General features: G+C 70.0%; 27 protein-coding genes. 13 read left to right on the top strand and 14 right to left on the bottom strand.

Features of this window, described 5'->3' with window-relative positions:
* The first annotated feature begins 55 nt into the window (after nt 1–55).
* Complete coding sequence (locus RWN05_RS01115) at nt 56–556, top strand: MarR family winged helix-turn-helix transcriptional regulator (RefSeq protein WP_071261330.1); 501 nt, start codon at nt 56–58, stop codon at nt 554–556.
* 45 nt (nt 557–601) lie between these two features.
* Here RWN05_RS01115 and RWN05_RS01110 read toward each other — a convergent pair whose 3' ends face one another.
* On the bottom strand, nt 602–1450 hold the full coding sequence (locus RWN05_RS01110) for a DNA/RNA non-specific endonuclease (RefSeq protein WP_314137957.1): 849 nt from the start codon (nt 1448–1450) through the stop codon (nt 602–604).
* A 123-nt stretch (nt 1451–1573) separates the two neighbouring features.
* Between RWN05_RS01110 and RWN05_RS01105 the strand changes: the two genes are divergently transcribed.
* Nucleotides 1574–1816 carry a hypothetical protein gene (locus RWN05_RS01105; protein ID WP_064295884.1) on the top strand — a complete coding sequence of 81 codons (243 nt, stop codon included), beginning with the start codon at nt 1574–1576 and terminating at the stop codon, nt 1814–1816.
* A gap of 6 nt (nt 1817–1822) precedes the next feature.
* Here the strand turns inward: RWN05_RS01105 and RWN05_RS01100 are convergent, their stop codons facing one another.
* From RWN05_RS01100 to RWN05_RS01090, 3 genes are all read right to left on the bottom strand, one after another.
* Nucleotides 1823–2827, bottom strand: coding sequence for an alcohol dehydrogenase catalytic domain-containing protein (locus RWN05_RS01100; protein ID WP_314137955.1), 1005 nt, complete (start codon nt 2825–2827; stop codon nt 1823–1825).
* 61 nt (nt 2828–2888) lie between these two features.
* The gene (locus RWN05_RS01095) at nt 2889–4361 is read right to left on the bottom strand and encodes a serine hydrolase domain-containing protein (protein ID WP_314137953.1); all 1473 of its coding nucleotides are present in this window, start codon (nt 4359–4361) and stop codon (nt 2889–2891) included.
* Between the two features lie 43 nt (nt 4362–4404).
* Nucleotides 4405–4689 carry a MerR family transcriptional regulator gene (locus RWN05_RS01090; protein ID WP_064295887.1) on the bottom strand — a complete coding sequence of 95 codons (285 nt, stop codon included), beginning with the start codon at nt 4687–4689 and terminating at the stop codon, nt 4405–4407.
* A 160-nt stretch (nt 4690–4849) separates the two neighbouring features.
* Here RWN05_RS01090 and RWN05_RS01085 point away from each other — a divergent pair, with 160 nt between their 5' ends.
* Together RWN05_RS01085 and RWN05_RS01080 are read left to right on the top strand one after the other, a co-directional pair.
* Entirely contained in the window at nt 4850–5275 is a 426-nt protein-coding gene (locus RWN05_RS01085) for an Hsp20/alpha crystallin family protein (protein WP_071261327.1), read from the top strand.
* Nucleotides 5276–5372: 97 nt separating this feature from the next.
* Entirely contained in the window at nt 5373–5699 is a 327-nt protein-coding gene (locus RWN05_RS01080; RefSeq protein WP_314137949.1) for a hypothetical protein, read from the top strand.
* Nucleotides 5700–5711: 12 nt separating this feature from the next.
* Here RWN05_RS01080 and RWN05_RS01075 read toward each other — a convergent pair whose 3' ends face one another.
* The 4 genes from RWN05_RS01075 to RWN05_RS01060 are packed head-to-tail and all read right to left on the bottom strand — an operon-like array spanning nt 5712 to nt 8515.
* Nucleotides 5712–6674, bottom strand: coding sequence for a hypothetical protein (locus RWN05_RS01075; protein WP_314137948.1), 963 nt, complete (start codon nt 6672–6674; stop codon nt 5712–5714).
* Between the two features lie 20 nt (nt 6675–6694).
* A complete protein-coding gene (locus RWN05_RS01070; protein WP_314137947.1) occupies nt 6695–7450 on the bottom strand; it encodes an enhanced serine sensitivity protein SseB C-terminal domain-containing protein in 756 nt (251 codons plus the stop codon).
* A gap of 40 nt (nt 7451–7490) precedes the next feature.
* Nucleotides 7491–8183 carry a cation transporter gene (locus RWN05_RS01065; protein ID WP_314137946.1) on the bottom strand — a complete coding sequence of 231 codons (693 nt, stop codon included), beginning with the start codon at nt 8181–8183 and terminating at the stop codon, nt 7491–7493.
* Nucleotides 8180–8515, bottom strand: a complete 336-nt coding sequence (locus tag RWN05_RS01060; RefSeq protein ID WP_314138585.1) for a metalloregulator ArsR/SmtB family transcription factor — start codon at nt 8513–8515, stop codon at nt 8180–8182. Before RWN05_RS01060 ends, RWN05_RS01065 begins: the two co-directional genes overlap by 4 nt.
* 212 nt (nt 8516–8727) lie before the next feature.
* On the opposite strand from RWN05_RS01060, the gene RWN05_RS01055 reads away from it, so the two are divergent.
* A complete protein-coding gene (locus RWN05_RS01055; protein WP_314137945.1) occupies nt 8728–9291 on the top strand; it encodes a manganese efflux pump MntP family protein in 564 nt (187 codons plus the stop codon).
* Between the two features lie 7 nt (nt 9292–9298).
* Here RWN05_RS01055 and RWN05_RS01050 read toward each other — a convergent pair whose 3' ends face one another.
* The 3 genes from RWN05_RS01050 to RWN05_RS01040 form a co-directional block, all read right to left on the bottom strand.
* Nucleotides 9299–10741, bottom strand: a complete 1443-nt coding sequence (locus tag RWN05_RS01050) for a sugar porter family MFS transporter (protein ID WP_314137944.1) — start codon at nt 10739–10741, stop codon at nt 9299–9301.
* A 64-nt stretch (nt 10742–10805) separates the two neighbouring features.
* Nucleotides 10806–11483, bottom strand: coding sequence for a response regulator transcription factor (locus RWN05_RS01045; RefSeq protein WP_314137943.1), 678 nt, complete (start codon nt 11481–11483; stop codon nt 10806–10808).
* Nucleotides 11480–12715, bottom strand: coding sequence for a sensor histidine kinase (locus RWN05_RS01040; protein ID WP_314137941.1), 1236 nt, complete (start codon nt 12713–12715; stop codon nt 11480–11482). The genes RWN05_RS01045 and RWN05_RS01040 overlap by 4 nt, the downstream gene beginning before the upstream one ends.
* Nucleotides 12716–12881: 166 nt before the next feature.
* Here RWN05_RS01040 and RWN05_RS01035 point away from each other — a divergent pair, with 166 nt between their 5' ends.
* On the top strand, nt 12882–13589 hold the full coding sequence (locus tag RWN05_RS01035; protein ID WP_056779793.1) for an ABC transporter ATP-binding protein: 708 nt from the start codon (nt 12882–12884) through the stop codon (nt 13587–13589).
* On the top strand, nt 13586–14896 hold the full coding sequence (locus RWN05_RS01030; RefSeq protein WP_314137939.1) for an ABC transporter permease: 1311 nt from the start codon (nt 13586–13588) through the stop codon (nt 14894–14896). The genes RWN05_RS01035 and RWN05_RS01030 overlap by 4 nt, the downstream gene beginning before the upstream one ends.
* A 179-nt stretch (nt 14897–15075) precedes the next feature.
* Here RWN05_RS01030 and RWN05_RS01025 read toward each other — a convergent pair whose 3' ends face one another.
* Entirely contained in the window at nt 15076–16395 is a 1320-nt protein-coding gene (locus RWN05_RS01025; protein WP_314137938.1) for an FAD-dependent oxidoreductase, read from the bottom strand.
* A 58-nt stretch (nt 16396–16453) separates the two neighbouring features.
* Between RWN05_RS01025 and RWN05_RS01020 the strand changes: the two genes are divergently transcribed.
* The 3 genes from RWN05_RS01020 (at nt 16454) to RWN05_RS01010 (ending at nt 19166) form a co-directional block, all read left to right on the top strand.
* Entirely contained in the window at nt 16454–17050 is a 597-nt protein-coding gene (locus RWN05_RS01020; protein WP_314137937.1) for a hypothetical protein, read from the top strand.
* A gap of 200 nt (nt 17051–17250) precedes the next feature.
* A complete protein-coding gene (locus RWN05_RS01015; RefSeq protein WP_314137936.1) occupies nt 17251–18522 on the top strand; it encodes a DUF222 domain-containing protein in 1272 nt (423 codons plus the stop codon).
* A 188-nt stretch (nt 18523–18710) separates the two neighbouring features.
* On the top strand, nt 18711–19166 hold the full coding sequence (locus RWN05_RS01010; protein WP_314137935.1) for a BLUF domain-containing protein: 456 nt from the start codon (nt 18711–18713) through the stop codon (nt 19164–19166).
* 31 nt (nt 19167–19197) lie between these two features.
* Here RWN05_RS01010 and RWN05_RS01005 read toward each other — a convergent pair whose 3' ends face one another.
* Nucleotides 19198–19911, bottom strand: a complete 714-nt coding sequence (locus RWN05_RS01005) for an HAD family hydrolase (protein ID WP_314137934.1) — start codon at nt 19909–19911, stop codon at nt 19198–19200.
* An 81-nt stretch (nt 19912–19992) separates the two neighbouring features.
* Nucleotides 19993–20550 (bottom strand): hypothetical protein, encoded by a 558-nt coding sequence (locus RWN05_RS01000; protein ID WP_314137933.1) that lies wholly within the window; start codon nt 20548–20550, stop codon nt 19993–19995.
* Nucleotides 20551–20649: 99 nt separating this feature from the next.
* Here RWN05_RS01000 and RWN05_RS00995 point away from each other — a divergent pair, with 99 nt between their 5' ends.
* From RWN05_RS00995 to RWN05_RS00985, 3 genes are read left to right on the top strand one after another with little or no spacing between them, the layout of a single operon-like run.
* A complete protein-coding gene (locus RWN05_RS00995; RefSeq protein WP_314137931.1) occupies nt 20650–21399 on the top strand; it encodes an ATP-binding cassette domain-containing protein in 750 nt (249 codons plus the stop codon).
* Nucleotides 21399–22223, top strand: a complete 825-nt coding sequence (locus RWN05_RS00990) for a hypothetical protein (RefSeq protein WP_314137929.1) — start codon at nt 21399–21401, stop codon at nt 22221–22223. Before RWN05_RS00995 ends, RWN05_RS00990 begins: the two co-directional genes overlap by 1 nt.
* Nucleotides 22224–22237: 14 nt before the next feature.
* Complete coding sequence (locus RWN05_RS00985; protein ID WP_314137927.1) at nt 22238–23470, top strand: serine hydrolase domain-containing protein; 1233 nt, start codon at nt 22238–22240, stop codon at nt 23468–23470.
* Nucleotides 23471–23495 lie beyond the last annotated feature (25 nt).

The raw sequence follows: 23495 nt of genomic DNA, 5'->3' as shown, positions 1-23495 counted from the left end.
ATCGGCGGCGGCCCACGGTAGCGTTGGATCAGGCAGGACGTGAGGGAGGCCGGTGATGGCGAAGGGTGATGACGACGACGTCGACATCGTCATCGACGCCTGGGCGAACGCGCTGCCCGATGTGGACTTCGCACCGCTCGACGTGGTGTCCCGCCTCCGCCGGCTCGTGCCGCACCTGCAGGAGGTCCGACGCCTGTCGTTCGCCGCGAGCAACCTGCGGCCGTGGGAGTTCGAGTTCCTCTCCATCCTCCGCCAGCACGGAGCGGACGGGCTGACGCCGTCCATGCTCGCAACGCGGTTGGGCATCACGAGCGGCAACCTCGCGAGTCAGCTCGACCGCCTGGCAGCACGCTCACTCGTCGCCCGTCAGAAGAACGAGGCCGACGGCCGGAGCAAGATCGTCGTGCTGACGACCCTCGGTCAGCAGCGGGTCGACGAGGCGATGCGTCGGCTGGTGGACGACGAGAACGCGATGCTCGCCGACCTCAGCCATGAGCAGGTGGCCGTGCTCATCGAGAGCCTGCGGGTCATCGGCGCGGCGCTCGAGCGTCGGTAGGGGTCTGCTCGACGCCCTTCGACAAGCTCAGGGACCGGACCCGCCTCAGAACCGCAGGTCGGACGGGTCGCTCAGCTCGATCCAGGTGTCGGTGTCGGGACGCACCGTCGCGGGAGCCGGCTCGAGGACATCGGCGGAGGCGAGGGCCCCGAAATCGAGACCGGTGAGGCTCGCGAGGTCGAGGATCGGCAGCTGGAACGTCCGGAACGGGCCGAGTGGGGGCACGGCGGTGGCGTCTTGCGTGTCGTCGATCGCGCTGGACCGGTCGAGGTCGATGTCGTCGAGCTGCGCCGACTGGTCAAGGAGGTAGCCGCTCGCCGCGAGCGCTCCGCCGTTCGACCACGCCGCCACCTTCCAGAACCGGCGCGGGATCTGCACGCCCCGGTAGAGCGGGTCCGTGTCGGCGAACACCGGCCCGGTGAAGACCGACAGCCGCCGGCGCCCGGCCGAGGCGTACTCGAGGACGAGGTCCTCCAGGCCGTTCCACAGCTCGAGTGGCTGGTTGAAGTCCGCAGCCTGCGGTGCGGCGTTCGTGTAGCAGAAGGTGTCGACATTGGCCTGCCGGGCGATCTCGACGGGCCCCCAGACCGGGTCCCTCCGGCGCACGAGGTGGCCGCGGTCCAGGTCGTTGCGGGCATAGAGCTCCGGGCCGGCCTGCTCCTCGACCGGCACGCGGTCGTCGAGGTGCCAGTCGTCCCCGCGCCCGAGGTCGAGGAGGGCGGCGCCGTCGATGTCGACACCGGTCGCGGCCGCCAGCCGACGATCGGGGTCGAGCAGCACGGAGAAGTGCGTGTAGTCGAGGGTCCGGAGTCGCGCCTTGGCCGTGGGGTCGGCTGGAGCGGGGATGGTGAGCGGTTCGGAGAGGTCGAGGAAGCCTGAATCGAATCCAGTCATGAACATGAGTCGATCATGATTTCGGGTGGAAAGGAAGCGCGGAGCGGTGGCGCTGTTGTCAGCGGCGCGAACGCTGCAATGCTCATACTTTTGTTTCAGTATGGAGTTTGATATATTTTACTCATGACCACGATCTATCAGAACCCGCACCGAGCCAGCGATGCCCGCATCCTCGCGGCGCTCGTGTCGGCGACCTTCCTCGTCGACGCCCTGATCGTGTTCGGCATCGGATTCCTCCCCGGCGTCTCAGGGATGGACGGCGGCGTCACCGTGGCGACGGCGACGATCCTGACCGCGGTCCTCTTCGCGGTGCAGTTCGTGGTCGTCGTCGTCCTCGCTCGCCTCGCCCGAGCGTCGATCGCCTGAGCCGACTCAGAAGCGGATCTGCGTCTTCGGTCCGGAGCCGGCCGCGCGGGGGAGGCCGTCGGTCAACACCCGTGGCACGTCGTCCAGGCCGATGACCGTGCCGATCAATCGCCGGACCGTGTCACCCATGGAGGCGAACCGTCGCGCCGCCTCATCGATGCAGTCGGATCCGCCGAGCACGGCGTGCAGTGTGGCGTCGAGGGCGATGAGTCTGCCTGAGGGCAGCCCCACGTCGCCGCCGGGCACGCCGAGGAGTGCGATGCGGACGCCGGCGGTCGCGTTGTCGAGCAGGCGACGGGTGACCTCGGCCGAACCCGTCGCCTCGATGATCACGTCGAAGCGCTCGTCTCCGAGGTCGGCCGGATCGCGCGTGGCCAGGCCGAAGTCCGCGGCGAACCGCCGATCGGACTCGCGGCGCGCCACGACGGTGACGGATGCCCCGGAATCCGCGGCGAAGAGCGCCGCGAACATGCCGAGGGTGCCGGCGCCCCAGACGAGCACGCGGTCGCCCGGCCCCACCGCCGTGAGTCGGACGCCACGGAGTGAGCAGGAGGCGGGCTCGACCATCGCGCCGAGGTCCGCGTCGACGCCGGACGGGAGGCGATGGACCGCGCGCTCGGGGACGACGAGGAGTTCTGCGAGGGCTCCCTCCAGTTGTCCGAGGACGCCGAGTTCGAAGTGGTCGGGGCAGAGGTGGTGTCGCCCCGTGGCGCAGAGCATGCAGACGCCGCACCCGATGAAGGTGTCACCGGTGACGAGATCGCCCGGTGCGATCGTGGTGACACCCTCGCCCACGGAGACCACCCGGCCGGCCCACTCGTGGCCTGGTTGGAGGGGCAGGATGGTGCGGCCGTCGGCGAGGTACGGCATGGTGCCGCGCAGCAGCGCGACATCGGTGCCGCAGAGCCCGGCGCGTTCGATGCGGATGAGGACCTCACCCGGTCCGGCCTGTGGATCCGGTCGGTCGAGGACAGTGGCCTCGTTCGGCGCGGTGATGCGTACGGCTCTCATGCGGTCTCCTCGTCGCGACGGCGCTGGTCAGAGCGTCGTGGGGGTATGCCGCCGTCTCAGCTCACCAGGACGATTTGCCCCCGCCTGCGACGACCGCGCTCGGCCGCTGCACTTCGGTGAGGCGGGAGGTGCGGAGCGGCGTCGTCTCCCACCAGGCGTCGAAGGTGCCGGCAGCCGGGTCGATCTCGACGTGCATGCGGTGGGGGGTCTCGATGAAGATCGCGTCGACGCGGAGGACCCGCGCTCCGTCCTCGCCGCCGGTGCCCCAGGCGGCACTGGCGACGATCGGACCGTGCGTCCGCCATGCGCCGACGCCAGGGACGAGCTCCACCCGGTCGTCGCCCTCGTGCACGACCAGCACGATGTCGTCGCCCTCGCCCGCCGTCACCTCAAGCGCCGTCAGCTGCGCCAGGCCGGTATCGGCGGCCGCCGCGAACGTCCGTCCGGCGAGCTCGCGCAGTGACGAAGCCGAGCCGGTCTCGTCCGAGGCGTCGAGCGGCGGCAGGGCGAGCCCTGCCAGGCGTTCGAGCAACGCCTGGTCGGTGGTTGCGCTCGCACCGCGCTCCGCGTCGGAGGCCTGGCCCGTCCCGAAGGCTGGCAGCAGGTGCTCCCACGCGGCGTTCAGCACGGCCTGCATGTCGAGACTCTGCCCGGTGATCGCCAGGACGACGTCGTGCTCCGGCAGGACGACGCAGTACTGACCGTAGGCGCCGTCGCCTCGGAACCCGTGCCGGGCCATCCAGAACTGGAACCCGTACCCCTGCGCCCAGTCCGACTCCGGGTCGTCGCCGTTCGCGATGTGCGATCGCGTCGCCTCGGCGACCCAGGCTGCCGGCAGGAGCTGCCGCCCCTCCCACTCGCCACCCTGCAGGTAGAGCTGACCGAGCGCGGCGATCGCCTCCGTCGTCGCGTGCAGACCGCTGTACCCGAGCTCGAAGCCCTCGTCGTCCCGCTGCCAGTCGAACTCGCCGATACCCAACGGCTCGAGCAGCCGCGGTTGCAGGTAGTCGGTGAGCGTCCCGCCCGTGACGCGCTGGACGATCGCCGCGGCCGTGTACGTGCAGGGCTGGTTGTACGCGAAGACGGTTCCCGGGTCCTCATCGGGAGGGAGGAGCAGGAAGCCGCGGACGAGGTTCGTCGGGTCGATCGCAGCGGCCCGCATGATCGTCTCCTCGCGGTGACCGCTCGCCATCGCGAGCAGGTGGCGCACGCGCATGGCGCGGCTGCGGGGGTCGGTGATCTCGGCTTCGAGCTCCGGGAAGTGACTGATGATGGTGTCGTCGAGTCCGAGCAGACCCTCGTCGACGGCGAGGCCGACGGCGGTCGAGGTGAAGCTCTTGCTCAGCGAGTACAGCAGGTGCACCCGATCAGCCGAGTACGGCGCCCACCAGCCCTCGGCGACGACGTTCCCACCGCGCAAGAGCATCAGGCTGTGTGGTTCGACGTTCGGCGTGTGCTCGAGGGCCGTGATGAACGCCTCGATCCCGGCGGCGTCGACGTGCTGGGCGGACGGAGTGCTTCGCTGCAGGCTCATCCCTCCATGCTGCCATCTGCCGGCGGCGGGATCGACCCGACGCTCAGTCCTGGTCGGCGTCGAGCTGGTCGCGGAGGCCCTGGTTGATGTCCTCGAGGTCGAGCACGCGAGCGATGCCGGCGAGGTTGACGCCGTCGTCACGGAGATCCGTGACGCGCTTGAGTCGCTCGATGTCGTCCTCGCTGTAGCGCCGGGTGCCGCCCTCGGTCCGGGACGGGGTGAGGAGGCCTTTGCTCTCGAAGAGCCGCAGCGACGCCTCCGGGACACCGGCGAGCTGGGCCGCGACGGCGATGCCGTACACGGGTGTCGTGCCGTCACGATCGGCCATGCTTGAGGTTTCCTTTGAACGGGTTGCAACGGATCGGGTCTCGGATGTATAAAAAATCTACACCAAGAAATGCAGATCCGAACCCCCGGATCTGAGACTTCCGGGCACTGACAATCGAAGAGCCCGATCCGTCATCGGGCGACAGGGAAGGAGAACACCCATGGCAATGACCCTCGATCCCATCAGCCAGCTCGACCGCTTCGCGGCCTCCGTCCTGGACTCCGTGCGCGCACCCCGGCCCATGCCGGTGGACCTCTTCCGCGACGGCGACCGGTACATGATGGTCGCCGACCTCCCCGGCATCGACCCCGGATCCATCGACGTCGACGTCGACGGTGGTCAGCTCACCATCCGTGCCCAGCGCACGGCCGACAGCCGCGAGGGTGTCCGCTGGCTCGCACGCGAGCGCGGTGGCGGCCACTTCCTGCGGCAGTTCACCCTCGGCGAGGGCGTCGACCTCGACGGCATCACCGCGTCCTACGACAGCGGTGTGCTCTCCGTGATCATCCCGGTGAGCGAGCGCGCGAAGCCGCGGAAGATCACCGTCGACTCCACGACCGACCACCCGCAGTCGATCAACGCCTGACCGGAGCTCGACGCCTGACCGGAGCACGAACGCCCCGCCCACGATCCGTGGGCGGGGCGTTCGCCCGTGTGCGACCGGCGGTCGGCATACTGAGGGCATGTCCCGCGTCCAACGCATCCTCGGAGCGTCAGCCCTGCTCGTGATCGCCGCGCTCAGCCTGGCGGTCGTCGCGACGCAGACCACGATGTCCTGGTACCAGGCGCCGGGCGCCGACGGTCTGGCGACGAAGCAGATCGCCGTGTTCGAACCGGCGGTGGTCGGCACCGTCATCGCCGCCCTGGCGGTGCTGGCGTTGCTGGTCCATCTGGTCCTCGTGATCCGCCGTGCCGTGCCTCGTGTACAGTGGGTCGTCGCCGTCGCGCTCACCGTCGCCACCGTGATCGCCGCGGTCGTCGTCTCCGTAGCCGACCGGCCGGTCTTCTAGCGCGCACCGCCCTCAGCCGAGGAGCTCGTCCAGCAGGGCCCGTGTGGTCTCCTCGCTCGTGCCGGGCGCCTGCAGACGCACCCAATCGTCGCCACGTCGAGCCTGCGCCGAGTGCTCGCTCCCGACCGAGTCCACGGCGCTGACCGGACTGTCCTGGCGAAGCACCCAGGCGCCTCCGGGGAGCACCGTGAACCGGACCAGCTCGTGGGAGTCCGCGGACAGCAGTCGGCAGTCGAGTCCGCCGACCCGCTGGAGCGAGTCCTGCGCGAGGTGGTAGCTCGGTGTCGCGGTGCTCACGTAGCTCGCGCCAGTGGCGGCTGCGCCGAGGTGTGCCGCCGCGGTGTCCACCGGCAGCGCCGTGGCGCAGGAGCGCGAGGTGGCTGCCGACGACGACGGGGGCGCGGCGGGCGCCGGAACCGGGGCTGCCGCAAGCGCTGCCCGAGCCAGTTCCTCCGTGCGCGTCCCAGCCGGGTCGTCGACCCCTGCCGCATCGACCTCGATGAACCGCTCGCCGTCGAGGGCGTGGACGGAGCAGGCGCCGTCCGAGCACATCGTCCCGTTGATCTCGCCGACGCTCGCGCTCCAGTCGGTGTGCTCGTACCAGTGGTTGAAGGTGGCCCAGTGGTCGACGCCGTCTCCGAGGAGTCGGACGGTCAGTGAGGTGCCGTCCGCCTCATCGGCCCAGGCGCAGACGGTCCCGCCGTCCTGTAGGACCTGGGCGTCGTCGATGGAGAGCGGTTGCGGCGCGGCTGCGGCGCCCAGGAAGGATGCGACCTCCGCGTCGGGGACGAGTGCGTCGCAGGCGAGTCCCGGGAAGGCGGACGTCGGCAGGGGTGGGAGCGCCGCCGATGAATCCGGTGCGGATCCGGCCGGAGTCTCGGTGGGCACCCCCGATAGCGGCGCGCTACACGCTGTGAGGACGCCCAGCAGCGCGGCGATCGTGAGGACGCGTGCGCCACGTGCGATCGCGGGCACCGTTCGACTCAGCCCACTGCTCATCGTCGCCGGAACAACCCTCGTTTGCGGCGATGGAACGGCGGGACACCACTCAGGAGATGCTTCGCGCCAGGCGCCACGTACATGACGTCGATCGGCACGCTCGCCGAGTACGTCGCGAGGGCTCGTGCGAGCGGACCGCTGATCGACTCACGGGCGGTCGGGGCGCCGACGATGACGAGGAGGTAGCACTCGTCGAACGTGCCGCCCTCCTGCGGGGTGACCTTCCAGCCCAGCACCGCTTCGTCGACCTCGCTGTGCTCGGCGAGGACCGCCGTCAGCGTCTCGGTCATCCCCGGTGGGATGCGAGCCGGCTGTCCCACCATGACCTCGGTCTCGCGCTCGACCACGCGTGGTGTGAGTACCGCCTCGCCGTCGAGCAGCTGGGCGATCTCGCCCGGGAGGAACTCCTTGCCGTGCGTGGAATGCGGGTTCAGGACCAGCCTCGCGCCTCGGGTCATCTGCCACAGGACGCGGCAGGGGAGGGCGAGGAGGTGCTGTTCGAACGACGGGACGACCTGGAGTGTCTCCTGGAAGCGCGCCTTCGAGGTGTAGAACGGCTGCACCGAGCTGCCGTCCGAGTCGAGGAGGTCCGCCAGGGTCGCCATGCCGTCGTCGGTCACGGTCCCCGCCACGATCACGGTGCTCTCGAGGAGCGCCGTCAGGAACGCGGGTGCGTTCGAGCGGTCGTTCGCGGCTGCGGCGAGGAGGGCTTCGATCTCTGGAGCGTCTGGTGCGTCGTCGGCGGCAGGCATGCCAGCAGCGTATCCCGGCCATGTGGGAAGGTGCGCGTGCTCAGCAGCAGTCGCGGGTGTCCGTGTTCTCCGAGGTGAGCGATGAGACCGGCCGCTTGCACGCGTCTCCACGCCAGGCTTCGACGCCCTCTCGGACCGCGAAGCCGGCGATGACGAGGGCGGCGACGGCGTCCGCCCAGGCCCAGCCGAGGGTGCTGTTGAGGACCAGCCCGATGAGGACCGCGGCCGACAGGTAGGAGCAGATGAGCGTCTGCTTCGAGTCGGCGACGGCGGAGGCGGATCCGAGTTCCTTGCCGGTCCGGCGCTCGAACAGCGAGAACGCCGGCATGATCACGACGCTGACCGCCGCGAGGACGATGCCGACGGTCGAGTGCTGGACCTCGGCGAACCCGAGCAGCGAGCGGGCGGCGTCGACGCTCACGAACGCGGCGAGGCCGAAGAACGACAGGGCGATCACCCGGAGGGCGACCCGTTCCCGGCGATGGGGATCGGGGCTCGAGAACTGCCAGGCGACCGCGGCGGCGGACAGGACCTCGACGATCGAGTCGAGACCGAAGCCGACGAGGGCCGCTGATGAGGCGACGGTCCCGGCCGACAGGGCGACGATGGCCTCGACGACGTTGTAGGCGATGGTCGCCGCGACGATCCAGCGGATCCGGCGCTGCAGCGTCGCGCGTCTGGCGGGGCTCAGCTGGGCGCGGAGACGGGGGCTCGGCAGGCCGACGGTGCTCATGCGCAGGTGCAGCTCTCACCCGAGCAGCAGGCGGGATCGACGACCAGGACGAGCCGGAGGAGGTCGTCGAGCGCCGGCGCCAGGTGGCTGTCCGCCAGGCGGTACCAGGTGTTGCGTCCTTCCTTGACGCCTTCGACGAGGCCGCAGCCGCGGAGACAGGCGAGCTGGTTCGACATGACCTGTCGGGAGACGCCGAGTGCGTCCGCGAGGTCGGAGGGGAAGGCCGGTGCCTCGCGCAGGGTCAGGAGGATCTGGGCCCGGGTCTCGTCCGACAGGGCGTGCCCCAGCCTCGCGAGCGCGGCGGTGTGCGTCAGGGTCGCGGTCGGTGTCATGGTGTCGGTCACGCGAGCGACAGTACACGAAACGCTGTATCAAGCAAGCCTCGCGGTCGCCCGAACAGCCGCGTTAGGCGAGGCGAAACGCTGGCAATCGGGCGTCTCGGCTTGCCGCCGCCGCACCGCGCTGGCAACGTTGACGGGTCCTCGCGGCACGGCGCCCGAACGCATCTCCGCCCCCAGGACGCATCACAGGAAGACCCCGCGACATGACGTTCTGGCCGCTGCTCCTCATCGCGCTCGGCGTCTCCGCCGACGCCTTCGCCGTCGCCCTCACCAAGGGCCTGCACATGCGACGGTTCAACGTGCGTCACGCCCTCGTGATCGCCGGCACCTTCGGGCTGTTCCAAGCGGTCATGCCGCTCATCGGCTGGTTCCTCGGCACGCAGTTCGCGCGGTACATCACCGAGGTCGACCACTGGGTCGCCTTCGGCCTGCTCGCCCTCGTCGGCGGCAAGATGCTCTGGGAGGCGTTCTCGAGCCACGAGGACACCGAGGTCGACTCCGACCGCATCGACGTCCAGCGGCTCCTCATCCTCGCGCTCGCCACGAGCATCGACGCGCTCGCCATCGGCATCACGCTCGCGTTCCTGCCCGGGTCGATCCTCGAAGCCGTCGTCCTCATCGGACTGACGACCTTCGTGCTCGCGTTCCTGGGCGTCTTCATCGGCCGCCGCGTCGGTCAGCGCTTCGGCAAGCCGGCGGAGATCGCCGGCGGCGTCATCCTGATCCTCATCGGCACCAAGATCCTCATCGACCACCTCGCGGGTTAGTCAGAGGTCACCGCTTCCGGGTGAAGATCGCGCCGTTCGACACGTCCTCACCGAGCGCCTCGAGGCTCCGCCCACGCGTCTCGGGCACCTGGGTGGCGACGAACAGGAGCGCGAGCGCGCCGACACCCGCGAAGACGAAGAAGGTCCCGGTGATGCCGAGGCCGTCGACGAGCGACGGGAAGTACAGCGCCAGGAACCCGTTGGCGACCCAGAGCATGAAGATCGAGACGCCCATGCCGAGACCGCGCATCCGGAGCGGGAAGACCTCGGCGAGGTAGACCCAGACCGCCACGTTGAGGAACGTCTGCATGGAGCCGACGAACACGACCACGAGGAACAGGATGACCCATGGACGCATCGGGTCGCCCGGCTCGAGCACCATCGACGAGAAGCCGATGAGCAGATGGCACGCGGTCGTGAGTGAGAAGCCGATGACGAACGTCTTCCGTCGGTCGAGACGGTCCATGTAGGTGAGGGCGATGAAGCCGCCGACGACGGCGATGATGCCGGGCGCGATGTTGGCGATGAGCGCGGCGCTCTCGTCGAAACCCGACTCCACGAGCACGGTCTGCCCGTAGTACATGATCGAGTTGATCCCGGTGAGCTGCTGGGCGATCCCGACGCCGACACCGACGAGCAGGATGCGCACGAGCCACGGGTTGCGGAGGACGGCCCCGAGCCCGATCCGGTGCTCGTCGCGCTGCGCGGTGATGGACGCCTCCACCTCCGCGAGTTCGGCGACGGCGCGGTCGTCGGAGCGGACGGTCCGCAGGACGTCCAGCGCGTCCTCGCGGCGACCGTGGTCGACGAGCCAGCGTGGTGACTCGGGCATCCGCAGCATGCCGACGAACAGGGCGACCGCGGGCAGGGCGCAGACGGCGAACATGATGCGCCACACGCTCGGGTGCTCGCTGAACACGGTGCCGATGACGGCGTTGATCACGAACGCTGACAACTGTCCGAGGACGATCGCGACCTCGTTCCGGCCGGTGATCGACCCTCGGATCTCGTACGGAGCGAGCTCCGCCAGGTAGACCGGGACGACGGCGGAGGCACCGCCGACGGCCAGTCCGAGGAGCACGCGACCGGCGACGAGCAACTCGACGTTCGGCGAGCAGACGACCACGAGCGTCCCGACGAAGAAGAGCACCGCCAGCACGATGATGCTCCGCCGCCGGCCCCACGCATCCGACACCCGGCCGCCGAGCAGCGCACCGACGGCGGCCGCGAAGACGAGCGAGCTCGTGACGATGCCCTCCGTGAACGGGGTGAGCCCGAGCTCCGCGGTCATCGGACGCAGCGCCCCGTTGATCACGCCGGTGTCGTAGCCGAAGAGCAACCCGCCGAAACAGGCGACGATCGAGATCAGGCCGAGGTGGCGGCGGTGCGGCCCGGGCGTGAGGGCAGGCAGCGCGCTCGCCGTCTGTCGGGCTGTGGGGGATCCGGGCATCGCACTTCCTCGTCTCCTGGGCCCGCGAGCCGGACGGCGTCGTGGACAGGACGACAGTACCGGTTCAGTCGTCGGCACCCGGCCGCAGCAGGCCGCTCTCGTACGCGAGGATGACGAGCTGGGCGCGGTCATGAGCGGCGACCTTGGTCATGATGCGGTTCACGTGGGTCTTCGAGGTGTGCGGTGAGATGACGAGGTCGTCGGCGATCTGCTGGTTCGACCGTCCGCGGGCCACGAGGAGCAGCACCTCGAGTTCCCGCTCGGTGAGCAGCGCCAGCTCGGTGGGGACCGCGCGTGGGCTCGTCGGTTCCCCCGCAGCGACGACGTACTTCGTGATGAGACTCCGGGTCGCCGCGGGGGACAGGAGTGCGTCGCCGGCGTGCACCGCGCGCACGGCGCGGACGATCTCCTCGGGCTCCGAGCCCTTACCGATGAAGCCGCTCGCGCCGGCTCGCAGGGTGGCGATGAGGTTCTCGTCCTCCTCGAACGTGGTGAGGATGAGGACCCGGGTGTCCGCGAGGTCGGGGTCGGCGCAGATCGCCGAGGTCGCGCCGATGCCGTCGAGCACGGGCATGCGGATGTCCATGAGCACGACGTCCGGTCGCAGCTCCTGCGCGAGTGACACCGCCTGCGCGCCGTCGACGGCTTCGCCCACGACCTCGAGGTCGGCCTCGGACGAGAGGATGTCGGCGACGGCCTGGCGGATGAGCGACTGGTCGTCGACGACGAGCACGGTGGTCATGCGGGGGACTCCTCGGGGTGCGTCGGGTGTGCGAGAGTCGGCTCGCCGGTCGGGAGGCTCGCGGACAGCCGCCAGCCGCCCGGAGTCGCGCCGACGTCGACGGACCCGCGGACGGCGGCGACGCGCTCGCGGATGCCGAGGAGTCCGTGTCCGGTGGTCGGCGCCGCTTCGGCCTGCTCACGCGGGACCCCGGGGGCCGTCGGGTTGCTCACGCTGACGACGATCCTCCCGTTCTCGCCCTCCACGAGCACGTGTGCACGACGCTCAGGACCGTGTTTCAGCGCGTTCGTCAGCCCCTCCTGGACGACGCGGTACGCGACCATGTCGGTGGCGGTCGACAGCTTCGGTGCGTCGGGGTCGATCCGTGTCGTGATGTCGAGGCCTGCGGCGGCGAACTCGGCGATCAATGCGTCGAGTCGGTCGAGTCCCGGCTGCGGCAGCGTTCCCCGGGAGCCCACGACGGCCTCGTCGCTGTCGCTGCGCAGCACCTCGAGCAGATCACCGATCTCGCCGAGCACCGTCCGCGACGCCCGGCGGATCGAGACGAGCGCCTCCTTCGCCTTCTCCGGCCGCGACTCCAGGGAGCTCGACGCCACCCCGGCGTTCAGGCTGATCACCGAGATCTGATGGGCGACGGTGTCGTGGAGGTCCCGCGCGATCCGGAGCCGCTCCTCGGTCACCCGACGCCTCGCCTCTGCCTCGCGGGTCTGTTCGGCCCGCTCCGCGCGTTCGGTGATCGCCAGGATGTACGCGCGGCGGGACCGCGTCCCGTCTCCGGCCGCGGCGGCGAACGCGATCAGCACCGCGAACTGCACCGTCCGCGGATCGAAGCTCCCGATCGACGCGAGCAGGCTGAGGAGGGCGACGGCGACCATCGTCGCGACGGCCGTGATGAGGGTCGTCCGACGCGCAGAGCGAACGGCCACCCCGAACATCGCGATGGCGGCCGCGATCACGACACCGGGAGCGAGGGTCCCCGTGATCGCCGCTGCCCCGTAACAGGCGACGACGGCCGCGAGCACCGGGATGGGCCAGTGTCGACGGAGCGGGAGCAGGAGCGCGGGCGCGACGACGAGCGCGACGACGAGTGGGCTACCGGGCCGGAACTCCGCGTTGGGGAAGGGTATGAACGCCGAGGCGATGATGAGGACCGCGGCCACCACATCGCCCACCCACGCCGGCGGTCTCGGATGCGGATCGCGCACCCGGTGATCCTGCGTCACGGAGGTCATGGGCCCAGTCTGCCGGGAACCGGCGCCCGGCGACTCCTCCGCACGTGGCATTCCGCGGTACCACGGACGCGGTACACGGGTGTCCGCCGGTGGGGGACGCGTCGGACGGGCGTCGCCGCGAGTCTGGAGTGGTGCCGGAGCACCCGGCCCCAGACGAGGAGACACCATGCAGAACACCACAGCGCCGCCGATCATCTCGGTCCGGGACGTCCGGCGTTCCTACGGTCGCGGTCAGAACCGGTTCGACGCGCTGAAGGGGGTGAGCTTCGACATCCACGCCGGCGAGAGCGTGGCGATCGTCGGGAAGAGCGGCTCCGGCAAGTCCACGCTCATGCACGTGCTCGCGCTCCTCGACGCACCGAGTTCCGGCACCGTCGAGCTCGAAGGGGTCGACACGAGCACCCTCCGCGGTCGCCGCCTCAACACGACCAGGAACAAGACCTTCGGGTTCGTGTTCCAGCAGTTCTTCCTCACCGCCAACGCGACGGTGCTCGAGAACGTCCTGCTCCCCATGAAGATCGCCGGCGTCCGCCGCGGTGACCGACGTCGCCGGGCGCTCGCCGCACTCGCGCAGCTCCAGCTCGAGGACAAGGCGCGCAACCGCGCGGTGAACCTCTCCGGCGGGCAGAAGCAGCGGACGGTGATCGCCCGCGCGCTCGTCAACAACCCGCGGATCATCTTCGCCGACGAGCCGACCGGCAACCTCGACACGGCGACCGGCGCCGTCGTGGAGGACATCCTGTTCTCCCTCAACCGGGAGAGCGGCATCACCCTCATCGTCGTCACGCACGACGAGGAGCTGGCGGCACGATGTGATCGGCGGATCCTCATCCGAGACGGACTGCTCGTCGAGGACGAGGCGGTGGCCGCATGAGAACCGTCGACCTCATCGGGACCGCCGTCGCGAACACGTTCCGGTCCAAGACCCGGACCATTCTGACCATCCTGGCGATCTTCGTCGGAGCGTTCACCCTCACCCTCACGAACGGGCTCGGCACCGGCATCAACGCCTACATCGACGACACGGTGTCGAGCGTCGGCGCGTCCGACACGATGACCGTCACCAAGACGGCCGACACCGGCGGCGGGCTGGGTGGGGCCACGAGCGGGCCGAAGGAGTACGATCCGGACGCGGTCGCCTCCACCGGTGCCGGTGCGCCGGGATCGACCGTCGTCGCCCTCACGCCGACCGATCTCGACGAGCTCGGCGGGATCGACGGCGTCCTCGACGTGCAGGCCGTGAAGTCGATCTCGACCGACTACATCGAGTCGGGCGGCGGCACGAAGTACGTCGTCGGTGTCGGCGGCCTCATCTCCGGGCAGAGCGTCACACTGCTGGACGGTGCACAGCCCGACGACGACACCGACACGCTCCAGCTCGTGCTCCCCACCTCCTATGTGGAACCGCTCGGCTTCGGAAGCGACGCCGACGCGGTCGGGCAGACGGTCACGGTCGCCATCACGGATGCGCAGCGCACGCAGCACACCGTGGACGCGACGGTCGTCGGAGTCGCCGAGGAGAGCCTCGCCTCGCCCACGGGCGCCTCGATCGTGCCGAACGCCGCGCTCACCGACCTCCTCTATGAGACGCAGAACATCGGCGTCCCGTCCGACCAGGTCGAGCGGTACGCACAGGCTTCCATCCGGTTCAGCGCGGACGCCACCGACGAGCAGATCACGGCGTTGAAGGACCGACTCGCCGACGCGGGCTACACCGGCACGACCGTCGCGGACCAACTCGGCACCATCAAGACGGTGATCGACGGGATCGTCCTCGTCCTCAACGCCTTCGCGATCATCGCCCTTCTCGCGGCCAGCTTCGGGATCGTGAACACGCTCCTCATGTCCGTGCAGGAGCGCACCCGCGAGATCGGGCTGATGAAGGCCATGGGGATGGGCAGCGGGAAGGTCTTCGGGTTGTTCAGCCTCGAGGCGGCGTTCATCGGTTTCCTCGGCAGTGCGATCGGCGTCGGTATCGCGGTGCTGGCCGGCACCGGCATCAGTGCCGCGCTGTCCGGATCGCTCCTCGCCGACCTGCCGGGCCTCGACCTCATCGCGTTCGACCCGGTGTCGCTCGGGATCATCGTCCTGGTCGTCATGGTGATCGCGTTCCTCGCCGGGACCCTGCCCGCCGCCCGGGCCGCCAAGGCCGATCCGGTGGAGTCGCTCCGCTACGAGTGAGATGTGGCGGAAGGTCCGTGGTGACGGCTGTGGGGCGTGGCGGAAGCGGCACCCCACAGCCGCGCCGGCGCCAGGTTGAGGAGCAGCACCGGCGCAGACGCTCAGGTCACGTCTGCAGCGTCCACGTTACGACCAGTGACCGCCCTGTCGTCGGAGGTTGAGGCTCGGCGCCTGCTCTCTTACGCTTCGCGCTCGCGCTTCTCCGCTTCGCGCCGTGGGGTGGTGACGTGCTCGGCTCGGAGCCCGATGCCGATGAACCTCGCCGCGAGCGGCCGGACGACCGGGCCGGCGAGCCGCATGAGGCGGATCACCCACCGCGGTGCGATGCGGTCGCCCGTGGTCGTGCGGGAGATCACCCGGTGCCCTGCCCGCTGGATGCGCTGCATGATCCTGACCGGCTGCTCGCGTCGACGTTGGACGGCAGCGAGGACCTCGGACGGTGCGTCCCCAGCGGCGAGGTGGCCGGCGATCGCATTGGACAGGGCGACCGCATCCTGGATCGCGTAGTTGACCCCGACACCGAACATCGGTGACATCGCGTGCGCTGCGTCGCCGATGGCGATGAAGCCCGGGCGGTACCAGCGGTCGAGGCGGTTGAGCTGGACCGAGAGGAGCTTGACCTGGTCCCAGTCGGTCAAGGTGTCGACCACCGGGCGCAGGACCGGCGCGGCATCGACGATCCGACGGTGGAGCGCCGGGATGCCCTCGGCTCTGAGCAGCTCCGCGCCGCCCTTCCGGATGACCATGCCGGACTGGTACCGGTCACCCCGGTCGATCGTGAGGACCATGCCGCGCGGCGAGAGGTAGGCGAGGGTCGGGGGCGGCGGGTCGGCGGGCTTCGGCAGGCTGAACCACAGGACGTCGATCGGGACGCCGCTCTCGTCGGGGATGAGTCCGGCCGCGTCGCGGAGTGCCGAGGTGCGTCCGTCAGCCGCGACCGTGAGGGTGGCTCGGATCTCGACGTCGGTGGAGGTGCCGGCCGCCGGGTCGGTGTCGGCCGCTGTGCCGTCGGCGGTCGTCGTGGTCGCGTGCAGGCCGCGGACCCGGCCCTGCTCCACGATGAGGCCGGTCGCCTCGGTGCGCAGACGGAGCTCGAAGTTCGGCAGTGCGGCGGCCTCCTCGGCGAGGAAGTTCAGGAAGTCCCACTGCGGCGCGAGGACGAGGAAGCGGTCGGGCGCCGGCAGGGTGCGGAAGTCGACCATCGTCATCCGCAGGCCGTCGATCACGGCGTCCATCGTCTGCAACCGGTTGAGGGGTAGCCGCAGGAACCGCTCGCGCAGGCCGAGCTCGCCGAGCAACGTGATGGTCGACGGATGGATCGTGTCGCCGCGGAAGTCGCGGAAGAAGTCGGCGTGTTTCTCGAGCACGGTCACGCGGAGGCCCGTCCGTGCGAGGAGGTAGCCGAGCACCATGCCGGCCGGGCCGCCACCCGCGATGACGCAGTCGCGGTCGGGGGTGTAGTCGCCGTGATCGCTGTCGGTGCGGGTCGTCGGTTTCATCGCGCTGCTCCCGTCGGTCTCTTCCGGACACTACTCCGGAACCAATATCGTCGACATCATGCGTCTGTTGCAGCGGGTGGGAGTGCCGCTTCTCGTGTCCGGAACGATCGTGCTCGCGCTGTCGGCGTGCTCTGGTGGGAGTGGGCCCGGTGGCGGCTCCGCCGGCAGTGCATCGCCAGCTGCGACGGCGCCGGCGGAGACGTCGAGCGGGGGCTCGGGAGACGGATCGCCCCTGCAGGTCGACTGCGCGGCGGTGCAGGCGGCCGTCGCGCCGTACATCGAGGGACTCGTCGCGCGGGAGGACAACGGGGCGGACGAGTACGGGACACTCTGCGGCTGGGAGGCGCCGGAAGGGACGATCGACGCGGCGGACATCCGGTCGGTGGAGGTCGTCGTCTCGCCCGAGTCGAGCGAGGCGTTGTCGGCTGACGAGCTCGCCGCCGCCGGGCTCACGCCGATCCCGGATGCGACCATCGAGGCTGCCGGCGGGATCGCGTACAGCGCGACGGTCGAGACCGGAGTCGCCGCGGTGATCGTCACCACGGTGGTGCTGCCGGACACCGAGGTGTCCGTCACCGGCGGGCAGTGGGCGGGTCATCCATCGCTCGACGGGCCGGCCGCGGTCGCGGTCGTGAAGGCGCTCATGACCCGGTGAGCGGACTGGGAGCATGTCGCCCTTCGGCACGGTCGGCGACCCAGACCGTTCCCTGAGCACCCCCGGTCCGCGAGCAACCCTCGCCGGTCCCTGAGCAACCCTCGCCGGTCCCTGAGCTTGTCGAAGGGCACACGAGGAGACTTCCACAACCGGCTCGACTCGGCATCTGGAATGTCAGTGGTCCATGATGGACTTGTTCCATGACCGAGACCACCCTTTCCGCGATCCGCGTCGGCGACGAATACGCCGCGCAGCTCGCGGAGTTCTCGGACCACTACGCGGACATCCAGCGTCGGCGTGCTGCTCTGGACGCCGAGGAGGCCCGGCTCCTCGCCCGCTCTGCCGCCTACGCCGACGCTTTCGCCGACGTCACGGTTCCGGCGATCTTCCCGCCGGCGGAACGCCAGGCCCTCTCCCGTCGGTCGACCTGCGCAGCCCTCGCGATGGCGACGCGCACGCCCGAGCAGACGGTGCAGCGGGCGACCAACGACGCCGAGCGGCTCGTGAACGAAGCACCCGCTGTACTCGAATCCCTCGAAGCCGGTCGCATTTCGGCGCGGCATGCGCAGACGATCATCGACCAACTCAATGACGTCCCGACCGCAGGGCGGGCGGTGTTCCTCGCGGAAGTCCTGCCGGTCGCGGAAGAGTCCACCAACGCGAACCTCCGCAGGCGCGCCCGCGTCCTGCGCGAGCGGCTCCACCCCGAGTCGATCACCGCCCGCGCCCGGCGGTCCGAGGCGGACCGTCGGATCGAGTTCGAACCCGCCGCCGACGGCATGGCGTGGGTGCACCTGTTCACCACGGCACCCATCGCGCAAGGCATCATCGAGCGGGTCGAGACTGCAGCTGCGGAATCGCGCCAGGCCGGTGACACCCGCACCTGCGGACAACTCCAGGCCGACGCGCTCGCGGCGCTCGCCCTCACCGGCGTCACGCCGGACGACGTGATGTCGAGCCCGGTCCTCCCGCACCCGATCGAGGTCCAGGAGCACATCAAGCCGACCGTGCAGATCACGGTCCCGGCGCTCACGATGGCCGGCGTGAGCGATGCCCCGGCCGTGCTCGACGGGTACGGACCCATCGACCCGGAGACCGCAGCACGTATCGCCGTGAACGCCCCCAGCTTCACCCGGATCCTCATCCAACCCGAGACCGGCGCAATCCTTTCCGTCGGGCGGAACCAGTACCGGGTTCCCGCCGACCTCCAACGCGCTGTACGGCTTCGGGACGGCACCTGTCGGGCACCCGGTTGCGGCAGACGGGCCCGGGCTTGCGACCTCGACCATTCCGTCGCCTGGGAGGACGGCGGGACGACGGATGTCGGGAACCTCGCCTGTCTCTGTCGACATCACCATCGGATGAAGCACCTTCCGGGATGGAATCTCGACCATGGTCCCGGTGGGGTGCTCGAGTGGACCACACCCGACGGGAAGCATCACCGGACCGAACCTGATCCCGCACCGTTCTGACCCGTTTCGGTCCCTGAGCCTGTCGAAGGGTTCTTCGTGGGCACTTCGACAGGCTCAGTTACTGGACGAGGTGTGCCCGGATGGACCCGGTCCCTGAGCCTGTCGAAGGGCAGTCGGGTGGCACACGCACCGTGGACGGGGAGCTGCTTCCGGGACCACCTCCGCACCCCGCCGGGTAGGCTCCAAAGGTGGGCACCGACGAAGACCAGATGCTGTCACTCGTATACGCGAGCACGGCGACACAGCCGTTCAGCGACGACGACCTCACCGCCCTGCTCGCCACCTGCCGCGAGAACAACGCCCGCGCACAGCTCACCGGCATGCTCGTCCACCGCGACGGCCGGTTCCTGCAGGTCCTCGAAGGACCGGAGCCCGCCGTCCGCGAGCTCATGGAGACCCTCGCCGCCGATCCCCGCCACACCGGCATCCGCGTGATGTTCGAGGAGCCCATCCGCGAACGCCAGTTCGCCGCCTGGACGATGGGCTTCGAACGCGCCGACACCGCCACCGGCACCGATTCGGAGACCGAGCTCGACGGCTACCGCGACACCTTCGATGACCTCGACCGCGACGACCCGACCGCCACCATGCGCGCGCTGCAGGAACTCGCTCGCTGGTTCCGCAGCCGCGCCAAGCGGAGCTGAGCCGCGCTCAAGCCCGCGCTCACACCCGCAGTCAGCCTGCGAGCTTGCCGATCGGGCTGTCGTCGAGGTTCGCGAGCAGCTCCGCGACGTCGCCGTAGACCGCGACCGCGCCGGCGTCACGGAGCTCCTGCTCACCGAAGCCACCGCTGCGCACCCCGATGCACTCCACGCCGGCCCGCGCAGCCGCCTCGATGTCCCAGACGGCATCGCCGACCATGACCGCCCGGGACGCCGGCACGCCCGCACGATCGAGCGCGACCTCGACGATGTCGGGCTCCGGCTTGGCGGTCTCCACGTCACCGGACGAGGTCGCGGCGAAGATCACGTCGTCGACGTCGAGCAGCTCCCGCAGGATCTCGAGCTCGTTCTCCGGTGCCGACGTCGCCAGCACGACTGCGATCCCGCGCCCCGCCAACTCGCCGAGCAGCTCGCGCGCACCGCCGATCACCCGCAGCCGGGAGGTGTTCTGGAGGTAGTACTCGCTGTGCAGCTCCTTCGCCCGCTCGCCGTACTGCTCGACTTCGTCGGAGCCGTCCAGCAGCGATTCGAGCAGTTCGCCGCCGTCCTTGCCGATCGAGCGGTGGATGCGCCACGCGTCGACCGGTCTGCCGGCATCGGCGAACGCACGATCCCAGGCGTCGACGTGCAGGTAGTTCGAGTCGACGAGCGTCCCGTCGATGTCGAAGAGCACCGCGGTGCGGTCGTCGGAGTTCTCGGGGACGGTGGTGTCAGCTGGTTCGGACATGCGTCCAGTCAATCCCGCGAGCCCGCGATTGTGAAGCGGTGGTGATTCGCCGCAGAACGTGCGAGCCCGCCGTGCCGCCCGCTACTGGAACCGACTCGTGAGGACCACCGAGCTGGTCGCGTCGTCGAGGAACACCTGCGTCACTCGGCCGTCCTGCGAGAAGGCGTCGTCGAGCGCAGACGAACGCACGAACGGTCCCGGCGGCAGTGCGTCGTCGAGTCCGGGGTCGAGGTCCGGAAGCTCCGCGCCCACGTCCGAGCCCCCCTCATCGGGTGCGAGCGCCCGCAGTTCCGCGTATCCGGCCTCGTCCAGGACGACGACCGCATCGATCCAGTACGTACTCGGGCCCGGAACCCGCGCGTCGCCCATGGTCCCCGACATCCAGGTCGCCGAGAGCGCGCTGGCGAGTTGTGGGAAGCGCTCGGTGAGGGGGCCGAGCTCGTGCCGGATCTCCCCGGTGCCCGAGCGGGTCGCGGCGTCCGATGCGGATGCGGATGCGGATGCCGCCGTCGTCCGGTCCGGCGAGGGCGACGACGCGCAGCCTGCGAGTAGACCGGCGACGACGACCGCCGTGGCCACGAGGGTCGCGCGCGGCGCGAGACGGCGACGTCGATCGTGCAGCCGAGCAGTCGTGTCCATGCCTGCAGCCTAGAGGTCTCCGACGACTGTCCGTTCGGCCAGTCGGGGACTGTGCGGCGGGCTGGGGCGCCCTGGACCGGCCGCTACGAGGCTGAACACATGAACGTACCAACCTCTCATCCCATCGAGGCCCGCGGGCTCCGGAAGACCTTCCACGGTCGCCCGCGCGTCGACGACGTGTCCTTCACCGTCGACCCCGGCCGGATCGTCGGACTCCTCGGCCCCAACGGTGCCGGGAAGACCACCACCATCCGTCTGCTCCTCGGTCTGGTCCGTCCTGACGCGGGCGACGGTCTCATCCTCGGCCGCCCGTACCGCCAGCTCGAGCACCCCGCTCGTTCCATCGGCGCCGTCCTCGACGCCGGTGGACTCCACCCGGCCCGCACCGGGCGGCAGCACCTCCGCATCGCCGCCGCACGGATCGGGGTCGACGCGGCCCGGATCGACGCGGTCCTCACCGAGGTGGGGATGACTCGCGACGCCGACCGTCCTGCGGCCGGGTATTCGCTCGGCATGCGTCAGCGGATCGCGATCGCCGCAGCCCTCCTCGGCGAGCCTGCCGTGCTCATCCTCGACGAGCCGTCGAACGGTCTGGACCCGGCCGGCATGCAGTGGCTACGACGCCGGCTGCGTGCGTTCGCCGACGCGGGTGGGACGGTGCTGCTGTCGTCCCACCTGCTGTCCGATGTCCAGGACATCGCGGACGACGTGGTCGTCATCACCGACGGTCGCGTGCTGGCCCAGTCGCCGATGGTCGACATCCTCGCCGCATCGGGCGGTGGCCTCGAGGCGTACTACCTCCAGGTCACCGGAACCGCCCAGCTCACCGAGAACAGGGAGGTGCGCTGATGTTCCGCGCTGAACTCATCGGGCTCGTCACCACGACCGCGACGAAGGTCACCGCGGCGGTCGCCGTCGTGGGACTCATCGTCACGCAACTCGCCTTCGTCACCCTCATGCCTGCCCTCGCCGACGGCGACATCGGTCCTGGCCTCGATGCCCTCGGGAGCGACTTCCCCGTCCTGGACCTCGCCTCCCGCGCCGTCCAACTCGACGCGCTCAACCCCCTCGGTGCGTCGATGGGCAGCGGCTCCATCGGCGTCGCACTCCTGGCGATCACTCTGCTCGGTGTGCTCGCCGGCACGAGTGACGACCGCTACGGCGGCATCGTCGGTGCTGTCCTCGCTTCACCCAAGCGGTTCCGCATCGTCGCAGCCAAAGCGGGCGCGGTCGCACTCGCCGGCGTCGCCCTCGGTGTCGTGCTCGCCCTCGTCAGTCTGGTCACGCTCGTGATCACCCTTGCAGCGACTGGAACGCCCTTCGTCCTCGGTCTCCCTGACCTTGCAGCACGGTTCGGGCTCGGTGTCCTCGCCGTGACCGCACTGTCGGTCATCGGCCTCGCGGTCGGACTCATCGTCCGCACCCAGCTCGCCGGCGTGCTGACGATGATCGCGGTCCTCATCCTCGAACCGATCGTCGTCTCGTCGATCCAGTTGGTCGGCGGCGGTACTCCGCCGGTCTGGACCCAGTTCCTGCCTGTCGCCCTCGCACAGGGCGTCATCCACGGCGGAACGGACGGGCTCGGACCGTTCGTCGTCATCCTCGCCCTCGTGGCCCTCACCGCCGCCCTCACTGTGGCCGCATCCGCTGCACTCTCACGCCGCGACATCTGAAAGGAATCACCCACATGAACGACCAGGACCAGACGCACACCAAGACCCAGACCACGGCACAGCACCAGACCCGTCACCGCACGCTCATCGCCGTCTCGGCCGCCGCCGCGCTGCTCGCCGGAACCGTCTCCCTCAGTGCCTGCTCCAGCGCCACGGAGCAGACCGCCGGCACCGGCTCCGAATCGGGCCCACTGCAGGACCGGATGCAGTCGCTCGTCGACGCCGGCTACCCCGCTGCGCTCGCCTCGGTGATCGGACCGGACGGTGAGGCGATCGACGTCGCGGCCGGTATCGGCGACCTCGCGACCGACGAGCCGGCACCGATCGACGGCGAGGTGCGGATCGCGAGCAACACGAAGATGTTCGTCTCGACCGTCGTCCTGCAGCTCGTCCAGGAGGGGAAGGTCGCGCTCGACGCCCCGATCGACACCTACCTCCCCGGACTCATCACCGGCGACGGCATCGACGGCACCCGCATCTCGGTCCGTCAGCTGCTGCAGCACACGGCGGGGCTCCCCGAGTACGCCGACCAGATCGCCGCCGACGCGTTCGCGGCACAGGAGCGCTACACCTCACCCCGCGACATGCTCGACATCGCCCTCGCCAAGCCGGCCGTGTTCGCGCCGGGGGAGCGCTGGGCGTACAGCAACACGAACTACCTCGTGCTGGGACTGCTCGTCGAGGCCGTCACCGACCGTGCACTGCCCCAGCAGATCGACGAGCGCATCGTCAAACCGCTCGACCTCGAGCACACCTACTTCCCGGCGCCGGGCGAACGCGAGCTGCGCGGTGAGCACCCGCACGGGTACCACGCGAAGACCGTCGGCGACCTCCTCGACATCACGGCCCTCGACTCCTCCTTCGCCTGGTCCGCCGGGGCCATGGTGTCCACACCGCACGAGCTCAACGTCTTCATGCAGGCCCTGCTCGACGGTGAACTCCTGAACGAGGAGAGCCTCGCCGAGATGCAGACCACGGTTCCGGCTGGCGACGAGCTGTGGCCGGGAGCGGGCTACGGGCTCGGCCTGCAGAGCTACCCGCTGAGCTGCGGTGGTGTGGCCTGGGGCCATGGCGGCGACATCCCCGGAACCCAGACGCGCAACGCGGTCGGTCCTGACGGCACGGCCGTCACCATCGCCGTCACCTCGCTGCCGTGGGCGGTCGTCTCGCCCGACGACAACGAGCGGTTGATGGAGCAGTACCGGATCGTCGTCGACGCCCTCGACGCCACCCTCTGCGAGCGATGACCGCTGCTCACCGGACGCCGAGCGC

Source organism: uncultured Plantibacter sp. (assembly GCF_963518075.1).
In the GTDB taxonomy this organism is placed as follows: Bacteria; Actinomycetota; Actinomycetes; order Actinomycetales; family Microbacteriaceae; genus Plantibacter; species Plantibacter flavus_A.
Note: the sequence above shows the minus strand (reverse complement) of the source record. Positions and strands in the feature narration are given on the sequence as shown.